This window comes from Microbacterium sp. CGR2 (assembly GCF_003626735.1).
Taxonomy (GTDB): domain Bacteria; phylum Actinomycetota; class Actinomycetes; order Actinomycetales; family Microbacteriaceae; genus Microbacterium.
This window is the reverse complement of sequence record NZ_RBHX01000001.1, coordinates 2,354,488-2,378,140: the sequence shown is the minus strand read 5'-3', so window position 1 is coordinate 2,378,140 and position 23,653 is coordinate 2,354,488. Positions and strand designations below refer to the sequence as shown.

At 66.6% G+C, this 23,653-nt stretch carries 20 protein-coding genes; 7 read left to right on the top strand and 13 right to left on the bottom strand.

The window, feature by feature from the left end:
- The first annotated feature begins 6 nt into the window (after window positions 1-6).
- The gene (locus tag D7252_RS11875) at window positions 7-1,287 is read left to right on the top strand and encodes an O-antigen ligase (RefSeq protein ID WP_251050715.1); all 1,281 of its coding nucleotides are present in this window, start codon (window positions 7-9) and stop codon (window positions 1,285-1,287) included.
- A 3-nt stretch (window positions 1,288-1,290) separates the two neighbouring features.
- Here the strand turns inward: D7252_RS11875 and galE are convergent, their stop codons facing one another.
- Window positions 1,291-2,280 carry a UDP-glucose 4-epimerase GalE gene (gene galE / locus D7252_RS11870; protein ID WP_120775577.1) on the bottom strand — a complete coding sequence of 330 codons (990 nt, stop codon included), beginning with the start codon at window positions 2,278-2,280 and terminating at the stop codon, window positions 1,291-1,293.
- A gap of 149 nt (window positions 2,281-2,429) precedes the next feature.
- Between galE and D7252_RS11865 the strand changes: the two genes are divergently transcribed.
- Genes D7252_RS11865 through D7252_RS11855 form a run of 3 tightly spaced genes read left to right on the top strand, consistent with a single transcriptional unit; the run spans window position 2,430 to window position 5,896 of the window.
- A complete protein-coding gene (locus D7252_RS11865; RefSeq protein ID WP_120775576.1) occupies window positions 2,430-4,340 on the top strand; it encodes a glycosyltransferase in 1,911 nt (636 codons plus the stop codon).
- Window positions 4,337-5,299: a glycosyltransferase gene (locus tag D7252_RS11860; protein WP_120775575.1), complete on the top strand. Its 963-nt coding sequence runs from the start codon at window positions 4,337-4,339 to the stop codon at window positions 5,297-5,299. Before D7252_RS11865 ends, D7252_RS11860 begins: the two co-directional genes overlap by 4 nt.
- 3 nt (window positions 5,300-5,302) lie before the next feature.
- Window positions 5,303-5,896 carry a hypothetical protein gene (locus D7252_RS11855; protein WP_120775574.1) on the top strand — a complete coding sequence of 198 codons (594 nt, stop codon included), beginning with the start codon at window positions 5,303-5,305 and terminating at the stop codon, window positions 5,894-5,896.
- 79 nt (window positions 5,897-5,975) lie between these two features.
- On the opposite strand, the gene D7252_RS11850 is transcribed toward D7252_RS11855, so the two are convergent.
- From D7252_RS11850 to wecB, 6 genes are read right to left on the bottom strand one after another with little or no spacing between them, the layout of a single operon-like run.
- Complete coding sequence (locus D7252_RS11850; protein WP_120775573.1) at window positions 5,976-6,710, bottom strand: ABC transporter ATP-binding protein; 735 nt, start codon at window positions 6,708-6,710, stop codon at window positions 5,976-5,978.
- Entirely contained in the window at window positions 6,710-7,501 is a 792-nt protein-coding gene (locus tag D7252_RS11845; RefSeq protein ID WP_120775572.1) for an ABC transporter permease, read from the bottom strand. Before D7252_RS11845 ends, D7252_RS11850 begins: the two co-directional genes overlap by 1 nt.
- A gap of 10 nt (window positions 7,502-7,511) precedes the next feature.
- Window positions 7,512-8,648 carry a UDP-galactopyranose mutase gene (gene glf / locus D7252_RS11840; RefSeq protein WP_120775571.1) on the bottom strand — a complete coding sequence of 379 codons (1,137 nt, stop codon included), beginning with the start codon at window positions 8,646-8,648 and terminating at the stop codon, window positions 7,512-7,514.
- Window positions 8,648-9,943 (bottom strand): nucleotide sugar dehydrogenase, encoded by a 1,296-nt coding sequence (locus tag D7252_RS11835; protein ID WP_120775570.1) that lies wholly within the window; start codon window positions 9,941-9,943, stop codon window positions 8,648-8,650. The genes glf and D7252_RS11835 overlap by 1 nt, the downstream gene beginning before the upstream one ends.
- A gap of 10 nt (window positions 9,944-9,953) precedes the next feature.
- Window positions 9,954-12,026, bottom strand: coding sequence for an acyltransferase family protein (locus D7252_RS11830; protein ID WP_120775569.1), 2,073 nt, complete (start codon window positions 12,024-12,026; stop codon window positions 9,954-9,956).
- Window positions 12,023-13,105 (bottom strand): non-hydrolyzing UDP-N-acetylglucosamine 2-epimerase, encoded by a 1,083-nt coding sequence (gene wecB, locus D7252_RS11825; protein ID WP_120776942.1) that lies wholly within the window; start codon window positions 13,103-13,105, stop codon window positions 12,023-12,025. Before wecB ends, D7252_RS11830 begins: the two co-directional genes overlap by 4 nt.
- Before the next feature lie 63 nt (window positions 13,106-13,168).
- Here wecB and D7252_RS11820 point away from each other — a divergent pair, with 63 nt between their 5' ends.
- The 3 genes from D7252_RS11820 to D7252_RS11810 are packed head-to-tail and all read left to right on the top strand — an operon-like array spanning window position 13,169 to window position 16,556.
- Window positions 13,169-14,251 (top strand): glycosyltransferase family 4 protein, encoded by a 1,083-nt coding sequence (locus D7252_RS11820; RefSeq protein ID WP_120775568.1) that lies wholly within the window; start codon window positions 13,169-13,171, stop codon window positions 14,249-14,251.
- A gap of 47 nt (window positions 14,252-14,298) precedes the next feature.
- The gene (locus D7252_RS11815; protein WP_120775567.1) at window positions 14,299-15,405 is read left to right on the top strand and encodes a glycosyltransferase; all 1,107 of its coding nucleotides are present in this window, start codon (window positions 14,299-14,301) and stop codon (window positions 15,403-15,405) included.
- Window positions 15,402-16,556: a glycosyltransferase family 1 protein gene (locus tag D7252_RS11810; protein WP_120775566.1), complete on the top strand. Its 1,155-nt coding sequence runs from the start codon at window positions 15,402-15,404 to the stop codon at window positions 16,554-16,556. Before D7252_RS11815 ends, D7252_RS11810 begins: the two co-directional genes overlap by 4 nt.
- Before the next feature lie 175 nt (window positions 16,557-16,731).
- Here D7252_RS11810 and D7252_RS11805 read toward each other — a convergent pair whose 3' ends face one another.
- Genes D7252_RS11805 through D7252_RS11780 form a run of 6 tightly spaced genes read right to left on the bottom strand, consistent with a single transcriptional unit; the run spans window position 16,732 to window position 23,607 of the window.
- Complete coding sequence (locus D7252_RS11805; RefSeq protein WP_120775565.1) at window positions 16,732-17,817, bottom strand: glycosyltransferase; 1,086 nt, start codon at window positions 17,815-17,817, stop codon at window positions 16,732-16,734.
- A complete protein-coding gene (locus D7252_RS11800) occupies window positions 17,810-19,669 on the bottom strand; it encodes an ABC transporter ATP-binding protein (protein ID WP_251050713.1) in 1,860 nt (619 codons plus the stop codon). The genes D7252_RS11805 and D7252_RS11800 overlap by 8 nt, the downstream gene beginning before the upstream one ends.
- Entirely contained in the window at window positions 19,666-20,922 is a 1,257-nt protein-coding gene (locus D7252_RS11795) for a glycosyltransferase (RefSeq protein ID WP_120775563.1), read from the bottom strand. The genes D7252_RS11800 and D7252_RS11795 overlap by 4 nt, the downstream gene beginning before the upstream one ends.
- Complete coding sequence (locus tag D7252_RS11790) at window positions 20,919-21,905, bottom strand: Gfo/Idh/MocA family protein (protein ID WP_183055396.1); 987 nt, start codon at window positions 21,903-21,905, stop codon at window positions 20,919-20,921. Before D7252_RS11790 ends, D7252_RS11795 begins: the two co-directional genes overlap by 4 nt.
- Window positions 21,902-22,999 (bottom strand): DegT/DnrJ/EryC1/StrS aminotransferase family protein, encoded by a 1,098-nt coding sequence (locus D7252_RS11785; protein ID WP_120775561.1) that lies wholly within the window; start codon window positions 22,997-22,999, stop codon window positions 21,902-21,904. The genes D7252_RS11790 and D7252_RS11785 overlap by 4 nt, the downstream gene beginning before the upstream one ends.
- Window positions 22,996-23,607 carry an acyltransferase gene (locus D7252_RS11780; protein ID WP_251050712.1) on the bottom strand — a complete coding sequence of 204 codons (612 nt, stop codon included), beginning with the start codon at window positions 23,605-23,607 and terminating at the stop codon, window positions 22,996-22,998. The genes D7252_RS11785 and D7252_RS11780 overlap by 4 nt, the downstream gene beginning before the upstream one ends.
- Window positions 23,608-23,653 lie beyond the last annotated feature (46 nt).

The window sequence follows — 23,653 nt, the reverse complement described above, 5'->3', positions numbered from 1 at the left end:
CGACCGATGATGCGCCTGCTCGGCTCGGTGGAGATGGCGCGCGCGTTCACCCTCGCCACACTCACCGCGGTGTTCGGGTCGTTCGCCATCGAGGAGATGACTTCAGCGGTCACGCTCGCGGCCATCATCACCGTGCTGTGTCTGCTGGGGGTGGCGATCCTCTGGGTGCGGCGGGAGGAGCTCTCTCCGCTGCGGATCGCCCCGTCTTCTCTGGTCGCTTTCCTCGCCTGGGCACTGGTGAGTCTGGTGTGGACCACCGACCGCACCGACACCTTCTTCGGCTGGCTCTCACTGTTCGGCTTCGCGTTCCTGGCGCTCACTGTGGGTCATATCCGCGACACTCTCCAGACCGTCCGCGCGATCGGCGACACACTGCGCGGATTGCTCGCGGTGTCGCTCGCGATGGAGATCCTCTCCGGCATCCTCCTCGACATCCCGTTCACTTTCCTCGCGATCCAGGGGAACCTCGCCGCAGGCGGTCCGATCCAGGGCATCTTCGGCAGCCGCAACATGCTGGGATTCGTCGCGGTCATCGCGCTGATCACGTTCGTGATCGAGTGGCGCACGCAGTCGGTGAACCCGCCGCTCGCCGTGGTGTCGATGGCACTGGCGGGGTCTCTGGCCTTCCTGTCGGCATCGCCCACCGTCCTCGTCCTCGCGGTCGCCGTCGGCATCGTGACCGGGGCGCTGACCATCGTGCGCCATGCCTCACCGGAGCGCCGCACCCTCGTGCAGTGGATCCTCGGGGGGCTGGTCGCTCTCGCGCTCACCATCGCGTTCGCGTTCCGCCACCAGATCATCGCCCTGCTCGACGCAGGTTCGGACTTCTCGATCCGCGCGACCCTGTGGAACACCATCCTCGACTTCGTCGCCCTGAAGCCGATCGAGGGCTGGGGCTGGTTCGGCGGGTGGGCGCGTGGCGAATACCCCTTCACCTACATCAACTTCCAGCTCGACGACCATCACCAGAGCGCGCTGAACGCCTTCTTCGACGTCCTGCTGCAGCTCGGCGCTGCGGGACTCGTGCTCTTCCTCCTGCTCGGCGGGGTCGCGCTCATCCGCTCGTGGCTGGTCGCCAGCGTTCGTCGATCCGTGGTCTACGCCTGGACGCCGATCATCCTGGTGACCCTCGCGGTGGACTCGATGTTCGAGAGCTTCACCCTGGTGGGCGCCGGGTGGTTCATGCTCGTGCTGTGCGCGCTGCGCGCGGGGCAGTCGCGTTCATGGCGCGAGAACATCGACGCTGCCCAGACCGGCGCCATCCCGACTCTGCGGCCGCAAGAGTAGATCTCAGCGCAGCGAGGGCAGCTTCTGCGCCCACACGAGCGCATCCCGCACGCCGTCGTCGACCGAGCGTTCGGCGTGCCACTGGAGCATCTCACCGGCGCGGTCCACGATCGCGAATGCTCCGGCCTGGTCTCCCGGGCGTCGCGCAGTCTCGACCACAGGCAGGGGCTCGCCCGTCACACGCTCGAAAGCGGCCACCAGCTCACGGACGGTGACGCCGTCACCGGCGCCGAGGTTGATCACCTGGTACCGGTCGGCTTCGGTGGCGACCTCGTCGAACTTCTGCACGGCGGCGACGTGCGCGAGGGCGAGGTCCCAGACATGGATGTAGTCGCGCAGACCCGAGCCGTCTCGCGTGGGCCAATCGGTGCCGGTGAGAGGGAACGGCTCACCCGACGCCCGCGCCTGCATGATCTTTCCCAGCGCGTGCGACGGAGTCGGATTCTGCAGTCCGGTCCGCATCTCGGGGTCGGCGCCGATCGGGTTGAAGTAGCGGAGCGCGATCGCGCGGAAGTCGCCGGCGTTCGCCGCATCCTTCAGGATCTGCTCCACCATCGCCTTGGTCGTCGCATACGGGCTCGATGGTGCCAACGCGCTGTTCTCGTCGACGCCCGCACCGCTCTCTCCCGCATACACCGCCGCAGACGAACTGAACACGATGCGGGGAATGCCGGCATCTCGCAGTCGCTGCAGCAAGATGATCGTCTTGCCGACGTTGGCCTCGTAGTAGCCGAGGGGGTCGGCGACGGACTCAGGGACGACGATGCGCGCTGCGCAGTGCACGACGGCATCGATGTCCGGGTGATCGGCGAGCAGGCGTTCCAGCACCGCCGGGTCCGCGATGTCACCTTCGTAGAGATTGCGATCTTCGCCGAAGGCCCGAAGCCCTGTGGAGAGGTCGTCGAGGATCACCACCTGCATACCCGCCTCGAGGCACGCGGTAGCCACGGTGGACCCGATGTAACCGGCGCCGCCGGTGATCAATACCTTCATCGCTCCGAGTCTAGCCACCCGGTCGGTACGCCTCGGCGGTCGGCGTTCCGTTGATCCGAAGGTGACGGGCGATAGGCTACTCACTGCTCGTCGAGTCGCGCACTGCCCTCGGGCGGTGGTCTGCGGCACCAACATCGGAGAACATGCCAGTGGCCCACGTCCTTCAGAATGTCGTCTTCCCACTCGATCGCGACCCCGATCTGCTCCCCCTCTACGCCGACCCCGAGACGTGGTCTGTGATCGATGAGGAACCCGTTCGCGTGTCCAATCGCGCGCATCTGGGCAACATCCTCGGTCGCCACCGCGCGCGCATCGTCTCGGGGCGTCGCGTCTCGCTCGGGACCTACTTCAACGCCTTTCCCGCTTCCTACTGGCAGCACTGGACCAGCGTGCGCCAGGTCAAGCTGACGGTCCGCACGACCGGGCCCGCGACGATCCTCGTCTACCGCTCCAACGGTGGCGGTATCCGCCAGCGCGTCGCGACTCGCGAGGTGACCGGCGAGTCGTCCACGTCCTTCGACCTCGAGTTGACGCAGTACAGCGACGGCGGCTGGATCTGGTTCGACGTCGTGGCCGATGAGAAGCCCGCCGTGCTCGAGGGAGCCGAATGGACAACCGAGCAGGAGCCGGCGCGCACCGGTAAGGCGTCGCTCGGCATCACGACCTACAACAAGCCCGACTACTGCGTCGAGACCCTGCGCGCGCTCGCTGCGTCGCCGGATGCCCTCGAGTTCGTGGATCGCATCTTCCTCATCGATCAGGGGACACAGCTGGTCGCGGAGCAGGACGGCTACGCCGATGTCGCGGAGCGCCTCGGCGACACGCTCCAGGTCATCCGTCAGGACAACCTCGGCGGCTCTGGCGGATTCGCGCGCGCGATGAGCGAAACGCTCCAGCGGCCGGAGAGCGACTTCGTGCAGCTCTTGGACGACGACGTCCGGATCGAACCGGAGTCGCTGCGCCGCTCCATCGTCTTCGGCCAGTTCGCGACGTCGCCCGCTCTGGTGGGCGGGCACATGTTCGATCTGCTGGATCGCCCCAAGCTGCACGGTTGGGCCGAGGTCATCGATGAGCACCCGTTCATGTGGCGCAACCTCTACCAGGAGAAGATGCCGCACGATTTCGGCGTATCCAATCTCCGTCAGTCCAAACTGCTCCACATGCGGATGGATGCCGACTACAACGGCTGGTGGATGTGCCTCATCCCCGTCGAGGCCATCCGCAAGGTGGGCCTGTCGCTTCCGGCGTTCATCAAATGGGATGACGCCGAGTTCTGCATCCGCGCCGGTAAGGCCGGATTCCCCACCGTCTCGATGCCGGGCGTCGCGCTCTGGCATGTGTCCTGGGTGAACAAGGACGACTCCATCGACTGGCAGGCGTACTTCCATGCCCGCAATCGGCTCGTGGCAGGACTCCTGCACTCGGATGCGCCTCGCGGCGGTCGACTGCTCACTCACAGCAGGCGCGTCGATCTGAAGCACCTCATGATGATGCAGTACTACCCCGTGGCCCTGCGGGCGCAAGCCCTGCGGGATGTGCTGTCCGGCCCGGAGCATATGCGTCGGAACCTCGCGACGGCCATGCCCGCTGCCCGCGCGCTCGCGGCGAAGCACCCGGAGACCGTCGTGCATCGCGACCCGTCGACGGTGCTGCATTCGCGCAAGGGTCGACAGGTCTACAAGCAGCTCGCGAGGAACGTGTTCGACAGCCCCAAGGGTCTGAAGCTCCGTTGGTTCACGCTGTCCACGCTCACCGCGCATTGGCTGCACAAGCCGAACCCGGCGAACGTCGCCCAGCCGGAAGTCGAATTCGGCAAGGGAGATGCGCAGTGGTGGCGCCTGCCCGCGTTCGACAGCGCCTTGGTGAGCGCGGCTGACGGCTCGGGCAAGAACATCTACACGCGCGATCGCGCGATGTACCGACGGATGCTGCGCGAGACCGTGCGCCTCCACGCCGAGCTGCGACGCCGGTGGCCGGAGCTGCAGAAGCGGTATCGCGCCGGATTGCCGGAGATAGTGTCGGTCGAGTCCTGGCAGCGGACGTTCGAGGAGAAGCGGTGACCTCGGTGCCCACCTCGTTCGACCCGGCGACGGCGACGATCGTCATCGTCACCTACAACCGCTCACACCTGCTCACCGGGCTTCTCACGAGCATCACGGCAATGGACCCCAAGCCCGGGCATGTCGTGGTCATCGACAACGCTTCCGCAGACGACACCACTGCAGTCGTCGATTCGTTCCGGGACGGAATCGGCACCGACATCGTCTACCGCCGACTCGAGACCAACACGGGCGGGTCCGGCGGATTCAGCGAGGGGATGCGCACGGCGTACGAACTCGGTTCCGAGTGGATCTGGATGATGGACGACGACGTCGAAGTCCTCACCGACGGTCTCGCGAAGATGGGCCGTTGGGCACCGCGGTTCAAGAGCATCCAGGGTCGCCGCTTCGACTATGACGGCAGCGAGTTCTACTGGCAATACCGCATCGCGGAGCGCATGGGCATTCCGATCCCGTTCGCCCCCTCGAGCTTCGACGACTCCGGCTTCAAAGAGATGAACAGCGGATGCTTCGAGGGCATGTTCATCCATCGCTCGATCGTCCAGCAGATCGGCCTGCCCGACCCGCGGTTCTTCATCTACTGGGATGACCAGATGTACGGCTGGCTCGCCTCGCGGCGCACCACCGCGGTGATCGTCGATGAGTTCGTGCTGCGACGCACGCGCGAGATCAAGCAGTGGGATATGGGCATCCGCCACATGAACGCGTCCAGCAACGCATACCGCTACTACATCATGCGCAACCGCGGTTTCATCAAGCAGTACTACCGCGTCCATGGCGTCTACAACCCGATCCTGTTCGGCCTCGGCACCGCTGCGACCTTCACCAAGGAGCTCATCCGGCTCGCTTTCGTCGAGCGCACTCTCCGCGGTACGAGCAATCTGTTCCGCGGCATCCGTGACGGCGGGAAAGTCGGACGAGACCGCAGCTGGCAGCCCATGGCACCTCTGGAGGCATGACGAATGGATGAGCAGCAGCCCGAACTGCGATGGGCTCCCCTGCCTGCGCCGCCGAAACGAAAGGGGCGGATCTGGCTGATCGTCGGGCTCGTGGTCGCGGCTCTCGTGATCGTCGGGGCTCTGCTGTTCTTCCTCCTCCCCCGCGGCGAGTCTCCCGACCCGGGAACCAGCGGGTCTCCCACGCCTGCCGCCACGGCGAGTGGCACGCCCTCGCCCTCCTCGAGCCCTTCCACCGCACCGGAGCCGACGGAGACACCGATCACGACGGCACCGCCGGTGGCCGACCCGACGGTGGAGGTGTTCCGCGACAAGGTGAGCGGTTGGCTCAGCTCGGCGACTCGCGGGCTGGACATCGTCTCCGGCGCCAGCGGTCAGGACGCTCTGCCGGTCGTGGAGACGCTGCAGGATGATGCGCAGCGACTCTCCGACACACCACCGCCGGCCTCCATCCAGCAGGATTGGAGCGACGGCGTGACCGCGTACGCGCAACGCCTGACGGACCTCAGGTCAGCCATCGAGGGCGACTCGGGTGTCGCCGCCGCCGTGGATGCGGCGCGGGCATCCGCGCAGACCCTGAAGAGCCTGGTCGGCCTCTGACTCCGAGGCCGTAGCACCTCCGCCCCCGGTACACCGCCGATGCGGTTGCGCCACTGACGCGGTGGCGCCTCTGATCCGGCTACACGGTGTGGTCGGCGTTGTATCTGTCGAGCACCTCGGCGATGGGCGCATCGAGCGCCAGCGCACCCTTGTCGAGGTACAGTCCGCGCGTGCAGAACCGGCGCAGGTCACGCTCGTTGTGACTCACGAAGAAGAGCGTCCGGCCCTCGGCGAGGAGCTCGTCGATGCGCTTGTAGCACTTCTCGCGGAATGCCTTGTCGCCGACAGCGAGAACCTCGTCGACGAGCAGGATCGGCTCATCGAGCTGCGAGACCACGGAGAAGGCCAGACGCACTTTCATCCCGTTGGAGAGGTGCTTGTAGGGCGTGTCCTCGAATCCGACGAGCTCGGCGAAGGCGATGATCCCGTCGTAGCGTCGGGAGACCTCGTCCCGCGACATGCCGTGCAGACCTGCCGTGAGTCGCACGTTCTCGCGCACGGTCAGGTCGCCGACGAAACCCCCGGTGATCTCGATCAGCGGTGCCACCCCGCCGTTGACCGTCACGCCGCCCTCATCCGGGAGCAGCACTCCGGCGACGAGGCGCAGCAGCGTCGACTTCCCCTGCCCGTTGCGGCCGACCACGCCGATCGACTCACCCGGCTGGACGGTGAAGGACACGTCTCGAAGCGCCCAGAACTCGCCGGGCCGGGAGCGCCGCGACGCTCCGGCGAACAGATCCTTGAAGCTCCGGCGGCCGCGCCTGTTGCGGCGGAACCGGACGCCGAGTCCTTGTACTTCGATTGCTGCAGACATCACAGCTCCTTCAACACGGGGCGTTCGAGGCGTCCGAAGGTCCACGTGCCCAGGGCGAGGATGCCGACGCACATGACCACGGAGATCAGGATCGGCACCGGCTCCCACAGGTCGGGGAAGAAGCCGACCCGGTAGAGCGTGAAGATGCCGGCCAGCGGGTTGAACGCGCCGAGCGTGTCGAACGGTGCAGGTAGGTCGCGGAAGCTGTAGATCACCGGCGATGCGTAGAAGAGCGCGCGCAGGATGAGCGCCGTCGTGCGTTCGAGGTCGGCATAGAGCACACACAGCGGCGCCACGAGGAGTCCGAGCCCGACGAGAAGCATGATCTGCAGAAGGATCGCGACCGGGAACCAGAGCAGCATCCAGTTGACCTCGGCACCGCTGAAGACCGCGAACAGCACGAGCACGGGCATCGAGAAGAGGAACTCGATGCCCTTGCTCAGGACGATGCGGTTCACCCAGATCGAGCGCGGGATCGCGGTGGAGCGCACGAGTCGAGCATCCCGCTTGAAGGCCCGCGTGAAATCGGAGACCGACGTGTTGAACCAGACCCACGGCAGGAGCGCGACGATGAGGAAGACGATGTACGGGTCTTCGCCCACGCTGCGTGTGAACACCTGGGTGAAGACGAACCAGTAGATCGCGCTCATCACGAGCGGATCGAGGACCGACCACACGTAGCCGAGGAGGCTGGTCGCGTAGCGGACCTTCAGGTCGCGGGCGGACAGCAGCCACAACGAATGCAGATAGCGCCGGGGCGTCCCGGGCGCCCCGACAGCAGCGTGACTCACGATGTCGAGTCTAGGAGAGAGTGTTGTTCCACAGCGACAGCGCCGAGCCGATGGCCATGTGCATGTCGAGGTACTGGTAAGTCCCCAGTCTCCCCCCGAAGTGCACGTCCTTCTCGCCCTTCGCCAACTCGCGGTACGCCAGCAGGCCTTCGCGGTCGCTGGGAGTGTTCACGGGATAGTACGGTTCGTCCTCGCGGTTGGCGAAGCGCGAGAACTCGCGCATGATGACCGTCTTGTCCGACTCGAAGACTTCCTTGCGCTCGGGGTGGAAGTGCTTGAATTCGTGGATGCGGGTGTACGGCACATCCATGTCCGGGTAGTTCATGACCGTGGTGCCCTGGAAGTCACCGATGTTCAGGACCTCCTGCTCGAAGTCCAGAGTGCGCCAGCTGAGGGCGCCTTCGGCGTAGTCGAAGTATCGGTCGACGGGACCGGTGTAGACGACCGGCACCTGTCCGACGGTCGCCTTCTTGCTGAGCGGCTGAGCCTCGTCGAAGTAGTCGACGTTCAGCTTGACCTCGATGTTCGGGTGATCCGCCATCCGCTCCAGCCACGCCGTGTAGCCGTCGGTCGGCAGACCCTCCCAGGTGTCGTTGAAGTAGCGGTTGTCGTAGGTGTAGCGAACGGGAAGTCGGCTGATGATGTCACCGGACAGCTTCTGCGGGTCGGTCTGCCACTGCTTCGCGGTGTAGTCCCGGAAGAAGGCCTCGAACAGCGGGCGCCCCACGAGGGCGATGCCCTTCTCTTCGAAGTTGGCGGCGGACTTGACGTCGAACTCGCCGGCCTGCTCCTTCACAAGCGCGCGAGCCTGATCCGGGGTGTACGCGGCGTTGAAGAACTGGTTGATCGTGCCGAGGTTCACCGGCATCGGGAACACGGTGCCCTTGTGGGTCGTGTACACGCGGTGCACGTAGTTGGTGAAGGTCGTGAAGCGGTTGACGTACTCCCACACCGTGGCATTCGAGGTGTGGAACAGGTGCGCGCCGTAGCGGTGCACCTCGATCCCGGTCTCGGGTTCGGCCTCGCTGTAGGCGTTGCCGCCGATGTGATGGCGGCGATCGATGACGGTGACCTTGCGCCCTGCCTCGGCGGCGCGCTCTGCGATGGTGAGGCCGAAGAAACCCGACCCGACGACGAGAAGATCCATCAGGCGGCCGTTCCGACGACGATGCGGGGCGTGCCGGACCACAGCGCGGCATCCGAGGCGTTGCGTCCGTCGACGAGGAGCTTGATACCGGGCAGCTGGGCGGGAGTGAGCTCCCGGTAGTCGGAGTGGTCGGTCTGCAGGACGGCGAGGTCGACCTCGCCACCGATCGCGTAAGGCTCGAAGCCGAGGCCACGCAGTTCTTCATCGGTGTACAGCGGGTCGTGGACGACGACCTTCGCCCCGCGGTCCTCGAGCGCCTTCACGGTCGGGAAGACGCCGGAGAACGCCGTCTCCTTCACTCCCCCGCGGTACGCGGCGCCGAGCACGACGGCGCGCTGACCGCTCAGGTCGCCGAGGATCCCCTCGGCCTGGGCGACGAGCCGCTCGGGCATCGAGGCGTTGAGCTGACGGGCGACACGCACGATGTCGGCATCGGGGTCGGTCGACAGGTACAACCGCGGGTAGACCGGGATGCAGTGGCCGCCGACAGCGATGCCTGGACGGTGGATGTGGCTGTACGGCTGCGAGTTGCAGGCTTCGATCACCTTGTAGACGTCGATGCCGTGCGACGCCGCGAACAGACCGAACTGGTTCGCCAGGCCGATGTTCACGTCGCGGTAGGTCGTCTCTGCGAGCTTCGCCATCTCGGAGGCCTCGGTGGTGCCGAGGTCCCACACACCGTTCGGGCGGGGCAGGTCGGGACGCTCGTCGAACTGCAGCACCGCCTCGTAGAACTCGCGTGCGCGGCGGTTGCCCTCGTCGGAGAGAGCGCCGATGAGCTTCGGGTACTTGCGGAGGTCGGCGAACACGCGACCGGTCAGTACACGCTCCGGGGAGTAGGCCAGGAAGAAGTCCGTGCCCTCGGTCAGGCCCGACCCCTCTTCGAGCATCGGCTTCCAGCGCGACCGCGTGGTGCCGACCGGCAGCGTGGTCTCGTAGGACACCAGCGTGCCGGGGGTGAGATGCTCGGCGAGCGACTTCGTCGCGGAGTCCATGTACTTGAAGTCCGGCTCCCACGTCTCGTCGTTGACGAAGACGGGTGCGACCAGCACGACGGCATCCGCACCGGGGATCGCCTCGGCGTAGTCCGTCGTCGCCCGCAGGCGGCCCGAGGGGATCAGCTCTTCGAGGCGCTGCTGGAGTTCGGCCTCACCCGGGAAGGGTTCCTTGGCGGCGTTGATGGAATCGACGGCCTTCTGGTTGACGTCGACACCGATGACGTCGTGACCGGAAGAGGCGAACTGGACGGCAAGAGGGAGCCCGATTTTTCCAAGGGCCACGACGGCGATACGCATGGGATCCAGTCTATGGGGCCGTAGCTGGGTCGACGTCGAGGAGGGACGCGAGAGTCGGCTCGAGGGCGGGAGCGAGATACGACACGAACGTCGATGTCATGTGGTTCACGTCGCGATACACGAACAGATCATCGATGATCACGGGGCACGTGGCATCAGTGCAGATGAACTCGGTGAAGTCGACGTACTCAGCGTCCGTCTCCGCTGCGACATCACGCTCGACTGCGGCGAGCTCGGCGTCGATCGCCCATTCGCGCTGTTCGTCGCAACGCGCCGCATCCATGACGTCCGTCGAGACACAGCTGTCAGGCGCCGCGCGCAGGCGCGGAGAATCCGCGATCAGCAGCACCTCGCTCCCGGCGTCGCGCAGCTGCTGCACGGTGGCGCGGAGCCCTTCGCCCCACAGGGGAAGCCGCTGAGAACCATCCGGGCTGTCAGCCAGGACGTAGTGAGCGTAGTTGGAGATGACGACGAGGTCGGGCGGGTCTGCGAGGAGGTGTTCGACGACCTTGCTCCGCCACCGGTCGCACGAGGAGTAGGGCACGCCCTTCACGAGCACGGTCGCTGCCGCAGCCGAACATGACGATTTCGTGTAGGTGCGCAGCGATGTCCCTGGCCGGTCACGCGCGAACTCCTCCACCGCGGGGAACCACTGCGCGGAATGCGAATCTCCGAACAGCACGATCCGGGTGTCTCCGGACGCATCCGCGTACTCGCAGTCCTGAACGGCTTCGCTCTTGGGGTCGAGCTGGCACCCGTCGGTGAACACCGGCGCGAGATCGTCATCGACGTCCTGCAGCGCGGGCGTCATGTTGCTCGGCACGAAGGCGGTCGGATTCGGCGGCGAGGTGGGATAGTCCGCGGACTCGGTCACCACATCGCCGCTTCCCGTGAGCCGATCAGCGGACCAGTTCACTGCCGCGCCGACCCCGACCGCGAGCACCACCGTGACGCCGAGCGCCGCGAGCAGGGTGGAGCGCGGACGCCGTTGCACGAGCATCCGCGGAGCGCGCAACGGCATCTCGACGCAACGGAACAGCACCCAGGCGAGAACGATGGCGATCACGATCCCGAAGAGCACGCGCATCCACGCCGGCAACGGATTCTGCTCTCCCACGGCCGCCTGGGTGACGACGAGCAAGGGCCAGTGCACCAGGTAGAGCGAATATGAGATGAGTCCGATGAACTGCAGCGGTGGGAGCGAGAGGGCACTCGTCGGCCCCATGCGGGTGTCAGAGGCTCCGGCGAAGATGACCAGCGCGGTTCCGAGCGTCGGAAGAACCGCCGCGACACCGGGGAAGGCGGTCGAATCGTTGAACAACAGCGCGCTTCCCAGAATCATCAGCAGTCCGACCCAGCCCGCCACCGCGGCGACCCGTCCCGGCGGCCGCGAGCCTTGCAGCAGGATCGCGCCGACGATTGCGCCGAAGAGGAGCTCCCATGCTCTCGTCGGCAGCAGGAAGAACGCGCTCGGCTGATCGACGGGAGTGAGCATCACGCCCGCGACCAGACTGGCGAGGGCAATCACGCTCACCGCGGCCAGCAGGAGGCGCGGCCGCCGCCTGGTCGCGAGGAAGATGAGGAAGAGAACCACCGGCCAGAGAAGGTAGAACTGCTCTTCGACCCCGAGCGACCAATAGTGCTGGAAAGGCGATGGCGAATGGTCAGCCAGGTAGTCGGTGTTCTGGATGGCGAACCAGAAGTTGGGGACATAGAGGATGGTGGCCAGCCCGTCCCGGAGAACCCGCTCGAGCGCGAGGGGCGGGTAGAAGATGACGGCCGCGATGACGGTGAGGACGGCGACGGTCAACGACGCCGGAAGAATGCGGCGGATGCGGCGCGCATAGAAGTCCGCGAACCGGATGCGACCGTCCCTCTGCAGCGACTCCAGCAAGTGCGTGGAGATGAGGAACCCTGAGATCACGAAGAAGACGTCCACTCCGACGTACCCGCCCGTGATCAGGGGAACGCCGGCGTGGTACAGGAGGACGAGTCCGACCGCGATCGCGCGGAGACCCTGAATGTCCGCCCGGAATGCGCGGCCGGTCGCTGCGGCGGTGCGCGCGGAGGTCTCCGTCGTCACGCGACGCCAGCGCCGCCGGCCGCTCGCACAAGCTCTGCGACGACACGGTCGGCAGCATGACCGTCACCATACGGCGCCACGTCCGTGTCGATCGGCCGAGGGCGGGTCACGCCGGCGGCGATTTCCTCGGAGGAGTTCGCGAGGACGTTCCAGCCGAGCTCGATCGTCTCGACCCACTCGGTCTCGGTGCGTACCGTCGTGCACGGGACGCGCAGCAGGAAGGCCTCCTTCTGCAGGCCACCCGAGTCGGTGACGACACCTGCGCTGGAGAGTGCGGCGGCGATGAGCTCGGCGTAGGCGAGCGACTGGTGCGCGATGAGTGATCCCTGCGTGAGCGTGATTCCGTGCGCGGCGGCTTTCGCGACCACCCGAGGGTGCGCGAGGAGCACGACCGGCTTGTCCAGATCCGCGAGAGCAGCCGCGACCTCGGCCAGGCGGTCGGGATCGTCCGTGTTCTCCGCGCGGTGGATCGTCGCCACGTAGTAGCCGCCGGGTTCCAGGCCCAATTCGGCCAGCAACGGCGAGGGTCGCGAGCCGACCTCATCGCGAACCTCGAACAGCACGTCCGTCATCACGTCGCCGACGAGAACGGTGCGAGCTGCGAGGCCCTCGTCGGCGAGGTGATCGACAGCGACCTGCGTCGGGGCGAGGAGCAGATCGGCGGCGTGATCGGTCATCACCCGGTTGTGTTCCTCCGGCATCCGTCGGTTGAAGCTGCGCAGGCCTGCCTCGAGGTGCGCGACCGGGATGTGCATCTTGACCGCGCTGAGGGCGGCGGCCACCGTCGAGTTCGTGTCGCCGTACACCAGCACCCAGTCCGGGCGGTGTTCGTCGAACACCGCGTCGAGCGCAGCGAGCATCGCACCAGTCTGCACACCGTGCGACCCGCTGCCGACGCCGAGGTGGACGTCGGGAGCGCCGATTCCGAGGTCTTCGAAGAAGACGTCCGACAGCATGGGGTCGTAGTGCTGTCCGGTGTGGACGATGACGTGCTCGACGCCGGCCGCGAGCGCAGCCTTGTGGATGGGGGCGAGCTTGACGAACTGTGGGCGCGCGCCCACGACACTGACGATCTTCACGGACACAGTCTAGATCGCGACCGCGGCCCGCTCCGGCATCCGCATCGGCGATACTCTGGACCGATGCGCATTCTCGTGGTGACCCCGTGGTTCCCGACCACGAACGCGCCGGTCTCAGGAGTGTTCGTCCGCCGAGAAGTCGAAGCGCTCTCGGCCGTCCACGACGTCACCGTGCTGCACCTCGACTGGCAGCGCGGCGTCCCCCTGGCTGCCGAGGCGCATCCCGGCCACGACTACCGGCACGAGAGCCTCGGGCGTACCGACCCCCGCGCGTACCATCGGGCACGCCGCGCCGTCGCAGATGCCGCCCGTGATCATGACGTCGTCCACACCCACGCGCTGACCGTCCTCCTGCCCTGGCCGTTCGGACGTCCGGGAGGCGACCGCCCGTGGGTGCATTCCGAGCACTGGTCCGGCATCAGCGCACCCGAGACCCTCGGCCTCGGCGAACGCGGCGCTCTCGCCGTTCTCGGACGCCGCTTGTCCGCGCCGGACGCGGTCGTTGCGGAGAGTACGCGGTTGGCGACAGCGATGCGGCGGTTCCGCAGGACCGGCACCGATGTGGTGCCCTGCGTCGTCGACACCCCGGATGCCATGGAGCCGCGCAGACCTGACGGCATCCATCTCGTCGGCGTCGGTGGCATCATCCCTCGAAAGGGTCCGCTTCTCGCCGTCGCTGCGGTCGCCGAGCTCGTCTCGCGCGGGCTGGACACGACTCTCACGTGGGTCGGGGAAGGACCCCTCAGCGCACAGATGCTCAGCGAAGCGAACGACCGAGGCATCTCGGAACGCGTGCGGCTCACAGGAGCCCTCGATGACGCGGGGGTGGCGCGCGAGCTGAATGATGCGAACATGTTCATCCTGCCCACCCAGGGCGACAACTTCTGCGTCGTGGCGGCCGAAGCTCTCGTGCACGGGCGTCCGGTCGTCAGCGGTGCCGCAACCGGTGCGGTCGACTACGCCGAACCGTCGGTGAGTCGCTTCGTGACCGTGCAGACGGGCGTCGCCTACGCCGACGCCATCCAAGACCTGGCGAACGCGACGGTCGGCGTCGGCTCGTCGGAGATCGCGGCGACGGTCGCTCACCGCTTCACTTCCACCACCGTGGCTGCCGCCCTGACGACGATCTACGACCGCGTTCGATGATCACCCGTGCGTGGAGGCGCACGGTGTTCGATTGGTAGCGTTGGGAAGTGCGCATCCTCGTCATCACGCCCTGGTACCCCACCATCGGCTCGCCCGTCGCCGGCGTGTTCGTCCGGCGGGACACCGAACTCATCAGTACTGACCACGACGTCGAACTCGTGCACCTCGTCGATCCCTCGCTCCTCTCCGAGGCCGACCTCGCGGCAGATTCCCGCTCTGCGTACCCGGTGCACCGCGTGCCCATGTCGCCGAGCCGTCCGACCGATCTCATCGCCGCGTGGCGGCGTATCCGCGACCTCATTCCCGGCTTCGACGTCGTGCACACGCACGCGTTCCGTGCGCTTCCACCGTTCCTCGGCCACCGCGTGCGCAAGCCCTGGGTGCATTCCGAGCACTGGTCCGGAATCGGCGATCCAGACTCCTTGACGCCCAGAGGGCGGCTCGTTCTCCGATTGACCGGACCGATCCTCCGCCGGCCGGAGATCGTCACCGCGGTGAGCAATCATCTCCTCTCCCAGGTGAAGCGGTTCCGCTCAGGACCGACGATGGTCGTGCCCTCGGTCGTCGCCGACGCGGCCCCCGCCGGCCGAACCGGCCAGGACCCTGCGACATTGCGACTTGTCTCGGTGGGACAGCTCAGCGACGGCAAGGATCCGATGCTCGCCGTCCGCACAGTGGAGGAACTCCGCCGCCGAGGAGTGAAGACGACGCTGGACTGGGTCGGCGACGGTCCGTTGCGACCGCAGATCGAGAGTCTGACCGAGGATGACGACGGGATCACGCTTCACGGCGCCCTGGACAGTACGGGGGTCACGACAGCGCTGAACGCCGCCGATGTCTTCCTCCTGCCCACCCGGGGCGAGACCTTGTGCTTGAGCGCGCTTGAGGCGATCTCGCACGGACGGCCAGTCGTGATCGGATCGCGCGGCGGCCAGCGCGACTACATCACCGACGACAACGGACGTCTGGTCGACGCACGCACCCCTGAGGCGTACGCGGACGCAGTCGTCGACATCCGACAGCATCTCGACCGCCTCGACCCCGAGTCGGTGGCCGCGACGCTCCGCGGGCGGTTTTCCGCTGCGGCCGTCCTCGCCGGCTACGAGCACGCCTACGAGCGCGCGATCGACATCCACCGAAAGGCTCGTCGATGACGAAACTCCTGATCATCTCCTTCTCCAACCTCGCCAGCGACGCACGCCTGCAGCGCCAGATCAGCGCGTTCACCGACACGTACGAGGTCATCACCGCCGGGTGGGGGGCTGCTCCTGCCGGTGTCAGCAAACACATCGTCCTCCCGCAACCACTGAGCGGAGCGTCTCGGAAGCGACGGCTGCAGGTGGAATCGATCTTGCTGCGCCTCCGGGCGTATCGTCTCCTTCACGCGACCTCGCCGTCGCACCGGGCGGCCCGACGGGCATTGCGCGGAGTGGACACCGACATCGTCCTCGCGAACGACATCGATGCCGCACCTCTGGCCTACGACATCGTCGCCCCGGACAAGGTCCATGTCGACCTCCACGAGTTCTTTCCCGGGCTGCACGACGACAACCCGAAATGGGCCGCATACCGCGGCCCCTTCAACGGCTGGCTGGTCCGTCGGTTCGCGAAGCCTGCCGCCTCGACGACGACTGTCGCTGCGGAGATCGCCGAACGGTATCGGGCGTTCGGACTCGATCCGCAGGTCGTCACGAACGCGTCGCATCTCCAGGATCGGGATGTGCAGCCGGTCGGCTCGCCCATCCGCCTCGTTCACACCGGGGCCGCCCTGGCGGGGCGCCACCTCGAGACCATGATCGAGGGCGTCGCCCTCAGCCGCGCCGACGTTGCGCTCACCCTTCACCTGATGCCGAATGATCGTGCCTACATCGAGCAGCTCCGCGCACGCGCCGCGCAGCTTCCGAATGTGCAGGTCCTGGATGCTGTCCCGCATGACGCGCTCATCGAAACGCTTGCTCAGCACGACGTCGGCATCCACATCCTCCCTGCGACCTCGACGAACCATCGTCTGGCGCTCCCGAACAAGTTCTTCGACTTCGTCCAGGCCCGGCTCGGAGTGATCGTCGGCCCAACGGCGGCGATGGCTGGCATGACCGAGCGCCACGGATTCGGCGCGGTGACCGAAGGGTTCGCCGCGCGCGACGTCGCCGATGTCCTCGATGACCTCACACCAGAAACCGTCGCCGCGTGGAAGACAGCGGCGCATGCCGCGGCCGGCGAGATGTCCGCTGAGCATCAGGTCGGGACCTGGGTGGAAGCGGTCGATCGTCTGCGGGCGCACCAGGTCGAGGACACGATTCTCTGACGCCATTCGGGCAGCGCGAGCGAGGTATCCGCTCTCGGCCCTGTCTTGGGCCGGCAATCACCTCTTCGTTGATGCGCGCAGCCCACAGGGCGGGGTCAGTCAGACCAGCGTCGCGAAGATGAGCCTGAACTTCCGCGACTGGGACAGCTGATAGCTCGGGCGGCAGCTGCCGTGCTCAGCGTACGACCGCGTTGACCGTCTTGGCGACACGACGCCCGCCGAACAGCGACCGAAAAGGTGCATGTCGGTGCAGCACCCGCAACGGGTTGGCGGGCATGAGCGCATCGAATGTCAGGAAACGGCTCCGATCCCCCACTGCCGCCCGGAGCGACGCCTCGGTCGCCGTGGACTTCACCGCTTCTCGAAGAACCCGCACGTCGCGCACCGCGAGGATGCCGCCCACGCCCGGGGCCCATCCGTCCAGTCGCTTCCAGACCGCGGCGAACGTCGCTCGGTCCGCGGCGGCGAGCCCTTCCGCGCGGATGTGAGTCTGAATGGAAGCGATCACGTGCACCCGGAGGATCTTCGCGGCGACCGCTCGCTTCGCATCCGCCGACATCCGCGTGAAGACAGGATCGCTCTCGATCGCATCGAGATAAGCAAGGTCGTCAGCAGCAGGACCGACGACTTTGGTGACGCGATCGCCTTGGTCGTCGTGCTCGAGGTAGGGCGGCGAGGCGGGGTCGAAAACGATCGACGCAGCGCCGAACCAGAGGTGCAGGCCGAATGACTGATCGACGCCTCGCGGCAGCCCCTCCGTGAATCGCAACGAGTCGAACTTCTCACGCCGCCACAGCCCCAGCGGCGCAGTGCGCTCGAAGAGTCGATCGCGATCGCCGTCGAGATGGTGCGTTCGACCGGGGCGCACCCGGGGAGAAGGGACCGCCCCTGACTCCACCCGGCGGATCGGAGCGATCACGACATCGGCATCGTGGCGCTCTGCCAGGGTGAGCCATGCATCGAGTGCACCGTCGGCGAGCTCATCATCGGACCCCAGGAGCCCGACGTAACCGGCAACGGCGTTGTCCAGACCGAAGTTGAACGCGTTGGCAGGCGAGCGCACCCCATCAGCCAGCGGGAGCACGCGCACGCGAGAGTCCTTCGCGAGGTCGCCGAGTCGGGTGAGGATCGCCTCCGGCGCCAGATTGTGGGCGATGACGGTCACCCTCACCTCCCGAGTGTTCCTGAGCAGCGAAGCGACAGCGCGCTCCACCGGCCGCGTCGCGCTGTGGACGCCGATGATGATCTCAGCTTCAGCCATTGACGTCGTCCTCGGGTCGCAAGAGCTCTCTTTCTTCTTCCCCCTCCGCGTGCGGAGGACTTTCGGAGGCCACGAGGCCCGCGAGCGCGGCCTGGATGGCGAACTCGGATTCGTCCGCGACGACCTCGTCGAAGGTCCCCGAAGCGGCGACGTGGCCGTCGCGCATGAAGAAGATCCGATCTGCATGACGGATCGTCGACAGTCGATGGGCGACCGTGATGGTGGTCACCCGACCTCGCAGCGCTTCAATGGCAGTGGTCACAGCTGCCTCGGTCGCGGTGTCGAGTGCGCTCGTGGCCTCGTCCATGACGAGGACCTGCGGCACGGTGTAGAGAGCGCGAGCGATTCCCAGCCGCTGGCGTTGCCCACCGGAGAGGGCAAGCCCACGCTCGCCGATGCGACCGTCGATGCCACCGTCTCGTGCATCGATGAGCGGCAGCAGCTGGGCCTGGTCGAGCGCGGAGCGCACACGATCACGATCGAAATCCGCCCGCCAACTCAGCGCCACGTTCTGTCCCACCGTCGAATCGAAGAGCGAGACCTCCTGGGGGACGTACGAGATCTGCGATCGCCAGGCGTTGACGACGTCGCTGAGAGGAATCCCGTCCACGGTGATGGAGCCGCTGGTCGGTTCGATCAGCCCGAGGAGCAGATCGACCATGGTCGACTTCCCCGCTCCGGACGCACCGACGAACGCGACCTGAGAGCCGAAGGGGATCTCGAGGTTGACTCCGCGCACCGCATCATCCGCCTCCGGGCTGTACCGGAAACTGACGTCGTCGAAGCGGAGGACCTTCGGCTCCTCCGGAAGGGAGGCGGTGTCTCCCGTGCCCGCAGCCTCCATGTACCGATCCGAGTTGCGAACTTCGCTGAGTACCGCCTGCGCATGCGGCGTCGAGACGTTGAGCTGCTGAAGCACCCCCTGGAAGCGCACCAGCGACGGGGCGAGTCGGAACCCCGCCAGACCGAACAGAGCGATCGACGCGATCGCGCCCTGTACGTCTCCTCCTGCGATGAACCCGGCCGCGCCGACGAGAACGATTCCGCCGATCAACGCCATGTCCATGATGTGCCGCGGCACTTGGGCGAGGAATTGCGAGTTTGCCCGCGCTCGTGTCGCGAATGAGCGGTTCTCGCGAACGACGCCCGCCACCTCGGTCGCGCTGCCGCGCAAAGTGACCTCTTTGAGCGCGCCGATCATCTCGGTGATCAGCCGCGAGGAGCGCAGGGAGTATCGGAGAGCGACCAGCCCCGCTCGCTTGGATCGACGAGAGATCTGCAGCTGCAGCAGGAGCGCGATGACGCCGAGATAAACAAGCGTCACCACTCCGACGAACGGTTGCGCGATGGCGAGCACCAGAATGAGCGAGAAGAAGCTCAGGAACTCCCCGATCAGAGACGCTCCCGGCAGCACGAATCCCGAAATGGTGGTGCTCACGCTCGCGTCGGTGATCCGAACAAGATCGGAGGAGTTCCGGCGCAGACGCTCCACCCAGGGCGCGCGGATGTATCCGTCGAAGACCCGAGCGCCGAGTTCGAGCTCGTATCGGGCGAAGCGTCGCGTTGCGAACCACTGAAGAGTGAGGGTGAGGACGCCTTTGACGACGATCAACAGGCAGACAAGGCCAAGCGGCCAGAGGATGGCGGGGCCCTCCAGCCTTCCCACGATCGGAAGGACCAACGGCGCGTTGCTGACGAGCGGCGCGATCACGACGGCGAGCAGGCCGAGCGCGAGACCGTCCATCAAAGCGAGGACACCCATGATGGCGGCGTAATAAGCGAGGAATCGTGCGGCGCTGCGCGGCAGAACACTCAGTACTTCACGGTAGAGACCCCAGGTGGCCTTCATCATCGACCTTCTGATTCACGCGCTGACGCTTTGATCGCCGCGAGGAAGGCGCGACCTTCGGTTTCGGAGTTCATCGCAGCCGCGGCCTCGGCCGCCTTCTCTTTCATCTCTCTCACGCGTTCTGCATCGAGACCGGCGAGAGTGTCACGCAGCGACTCGGCGGTGAACTCGGGCACGACGACACCATGGCCGTACTGCCGCACGATAGGCGCCATGGTCTCGGTCTCGCCGACGACCAGGGCAAGGCGCCCCTGCGCCGCTTCGAAGAATTTGTTCGGCATGGCGTACTGCAGATTGATGCCCTTCGGCCGGTAGAACACGATCTCGACGTCGTACTCGTTGATCCGCTGAGCGATCTCGCGCATCGGCGCCGGCGGCACGATCCGGATGCGTTCGCGGGCGGGATGCGTTTCCAACTCGCTGCGCAGGTGGGCGTGGACAGCCGGATTCGACGTCAACATGAAGGTCATGGAGAAACGCGGTGGCAACTCCCGCATCGCCGCGAGGATCTCGGTGAAGCCTCGCGACCAACTGGGCAACCCGTGGAAGAGGAGACGGATGTCGTCGGCATCCACCGCACTGGGCTCCAGGTCGCTCACGTACGGCGGTGCGTTGCGGACCTCTGCAGGCACAGCGATGCCGAATTCGTCCGCATACAAGCGCCCGATCGGAGTGTTCACGACCGTTCTGCTGGTGAAGCCTGCCGATCCGATGTGCGATCGCGTCCATCGGTACTGCGGCCCGGTGATCTTCCCGCCGAGGTTCTGACGGCGGACGTCCGGGTTGTGGTACTCGTGCAGGTCGAGATGGCGCAGCCCCCGACCTGCCTCCGGCGTGAAGTCGCGGGAATCGTCCACCCATGGCGCGAACTCGAGCTCGTTGAAGACGACCAGATCGTAGTGTCCGCTGCGCACTCGCTCTCGGAGCACGCGCGGTACCCGGGCGGTCATCAGCGCTCTGAAGCGCATCCGCGCCGGAAGCAGCAGATGCACGAGCAACGCACCGACACGCCCCCGGGTCCAGGCCAGCGGATCCGCCAGTGCGAAGTGGTCGCGCACTTCATCCGTGGGATGCTCGCCCAGTCCGAGTGTGTCGACCACCCATCCGTCGTCGACCAGCCAGTCGATTTCGCGGCGCACCCGCGGATCGGACGCAATGTCGGAGTAGGACAGCACCAGTGCGGTGCGCGGCGCCTCGGCCCTGTTCGTCGTGTCTGCGCCCGCCCGGGTCGTATCCGCACCCAACGGGCGACTCATAGTGTGATCGAGTGTCCGGTGAGAGCCGATTCGAGAGCTGCCTCGACGACGACGAGCGTCCGCTGGCCCTGTTCCATGGTGACGACGTCGGTCTGCTGACCGAGCACAGCATCGCGGAAGGCCTCGTGCTCGACGCGCAGCGGTTCACGCTTGGCGAACGCATAGCGCGTGACGTCTCCTTCAGAGACCCCGCGGAACGACGACACGGACTCCCACTCGAGGGGGATCGTGCCATTGGCATAGAACGTCAGGTCGCCCGTGGAGGTATCGGCGACGAATGCGCCCTTCTCTCCCGTGACCACGGTGAGGCGCTCCTTCATGGGGCTGAGCCAGTTGACGATGTTGTTCACGATGACCCCGGATTCGGTGCGTCCGGTGATCGTGATCATGTCTTCGTGCTCTCGGCCGCTCTTGAAAGCCGTCTGGGCGAACACACGCTCGTAGTCGCTCTGCACGACCCAAGCGGTGAGGTCGACGTCGTGGGACGCGAGGTCCTTCGCGACGCCCACGTCGGCGATTCGCGACGGGAACGGACCCTGACGACGAGTGACGACCTGGTACACCGCGCCGAGGTCCCCCGCTTCGATCCGGCGCCGCATCTCCTGCACAGCCGGGTTGAAACGCTCGATGTGCCCGACCGCTCCGACCAGACCCGCGGAGGCGAAGGCGTCCACCATGCGCTGCCCGGCATCGACCGTGTGCGCTATCGGCTTCTCGACCAAGGTGTGCACACCGGCAGCCGCGAGCTTGAGCGCAGCATCCTCGTGGAACCTGGTGGGGACCGCGACGACGGCGATATCGATGCCGGCGGCGATCAAGGCCTCGATGTCGGGAAGGATCCGGAGGTCTCCGGCGACCCCGTGCGGGTCCCCGCCCGGGTCGGCGATCGCGACGAGTTCGACTCCCTCGATCTCGCGAAGCACTCGCGCATGGTGGCGCCCCATCATCCCCACGCCGAGCAGGCCGGCGCGCAGGACCATCAGACGCCTGCCTTCGAGAGGGCGTTGACCGCGGCGACGATGCGTTCGAGGTCGTCCTGGCTGAGCGAAGGGTGCACGGGCAGCGACGCGACCTCGCGCGCGGCGCGCTCGGTCTCCGGCAGATCCAGTCCGGGGGCGAAGTGCGCGAGCGAGGGCAGACGGTGGTTCGGGATCGGGTAGTAGACCCCGGCTCCGACGTTGTACTCGTTCTTCAGCGCGGCGACGAAGCCATCGCGATCTTCGGGCACTCGAATCGTGTACTGGTGATAGACGTGCACAGCGCCGTCGGCAACGGGCGGGACGACGACGCCCTCGAGGTTCGCGTCGAGGAACGCCGCGTTGGACTGCCGGGTGGCGGTCCAGCCGTCGACCTTGGTCAGCTGCACGCGGCCGATGGCGGCGTGGATGTCGGTCATACGGGCATTGAAGCCGATGATCTCGTTCTCATACTGCCGTTCCATGCCCTGATTGCGAAGCAGCTTCACCTGACGGGCGATCTCATCCGTCGCTGTCGTGACCATGCCGCCCTCGCCGCTGGTCATGTTCTTCGTCGGGTACAGGCTGAACATCGCGAACTCGCCGAAGGAGCCCACCGGGCGTCCGTCGAGCGATGCGCCATGAGCCTGTGCGGCGTCCTCGTAAAGGGCGACGTCGCGCTCGGCGGCGAGCGCCTCGAGCTCGCGCATGCGACCGGGGTGACCGTAGAGGTGCACCGGCAGGATGCCCTTGGTCTTGGGTGTGATCGCTGCCGCCACAGCGTCGGGGTCGAGGGTGAAGGTCTCGGGCTCGATGTCGACGAAGACCGGAGTCGCTCCGGTCAGCGCGACGGAGTTTCCGGTCGCTGCGAATGTGAACGACGGCACGATGACCTCGTCGCCGGCGCCCACACCGGCAGCGAGCAGCCCGAGATGCAGACCGGCCGTGCCGGAGTTCACCGCGACCGACGGGCGACCCGGGACGAAATGCGCCGAGAACTCCTGTTCGAACGCCGCCACTTCAGGGCCTTGGGCGACCATGCCACTGCGCAGGACGCGGTCGACGGCCTCGCGCTCGTCGTCGCCGATGATGGGCTTCGCGGGGGGAATGAAATCGCTCACACGGTCTCCTTGCTCAAAATGCCTGCTGCTTCGATGTACCGGGTGCCCGTGGACGGGCAGACCCAGATGTCTGCGGTTTCACCTGGTGCCAAAGGGACACCGGCCTCCCCCACCCAGCCGATGCGCCGGGCAGGCACGCCGACCACGAGCGCGTACGAGGGGACGTCCTTGACGACGACCGCCCCGGCAGCGACCGTGGCCCAGGCGCCGATCGTCACGGGGGCGACGCACGTGGCGCGCGCGCCGATCGATGCGCCGCGCTCGATCGTCACCCCGACCGGTTCCCAGTCGTGGGCACTCTTGATCGATCCGTCGGGGTTTATCGCGCGGGGGTAGGTGTCATTGGTGAGGACGACGGCCGGACCGATGAACACACCGTCACCGAGCTTTGCGGGCTCGTAGACGAGAGCGTAGTTCTGTACTTTGCAGTTGTCGCCCATCTCGACACCGGTGCCGACGTAGGCGCCGCGCCCGACGATGCAGTTCTCACCCATCCGGACGCCCTCGCGCACCTGCGCGAGGTGCCAGATCGATGAACCGGCACCGATCACGGCGTCGGGAGAAACGTCGGCGGAATCGACGATCCGCACACGGGAGGTTTCAGTCAAGGGGGGCTCCTAGCACGCCGCCCGGGAGAGGCAGCACTGACGAGAT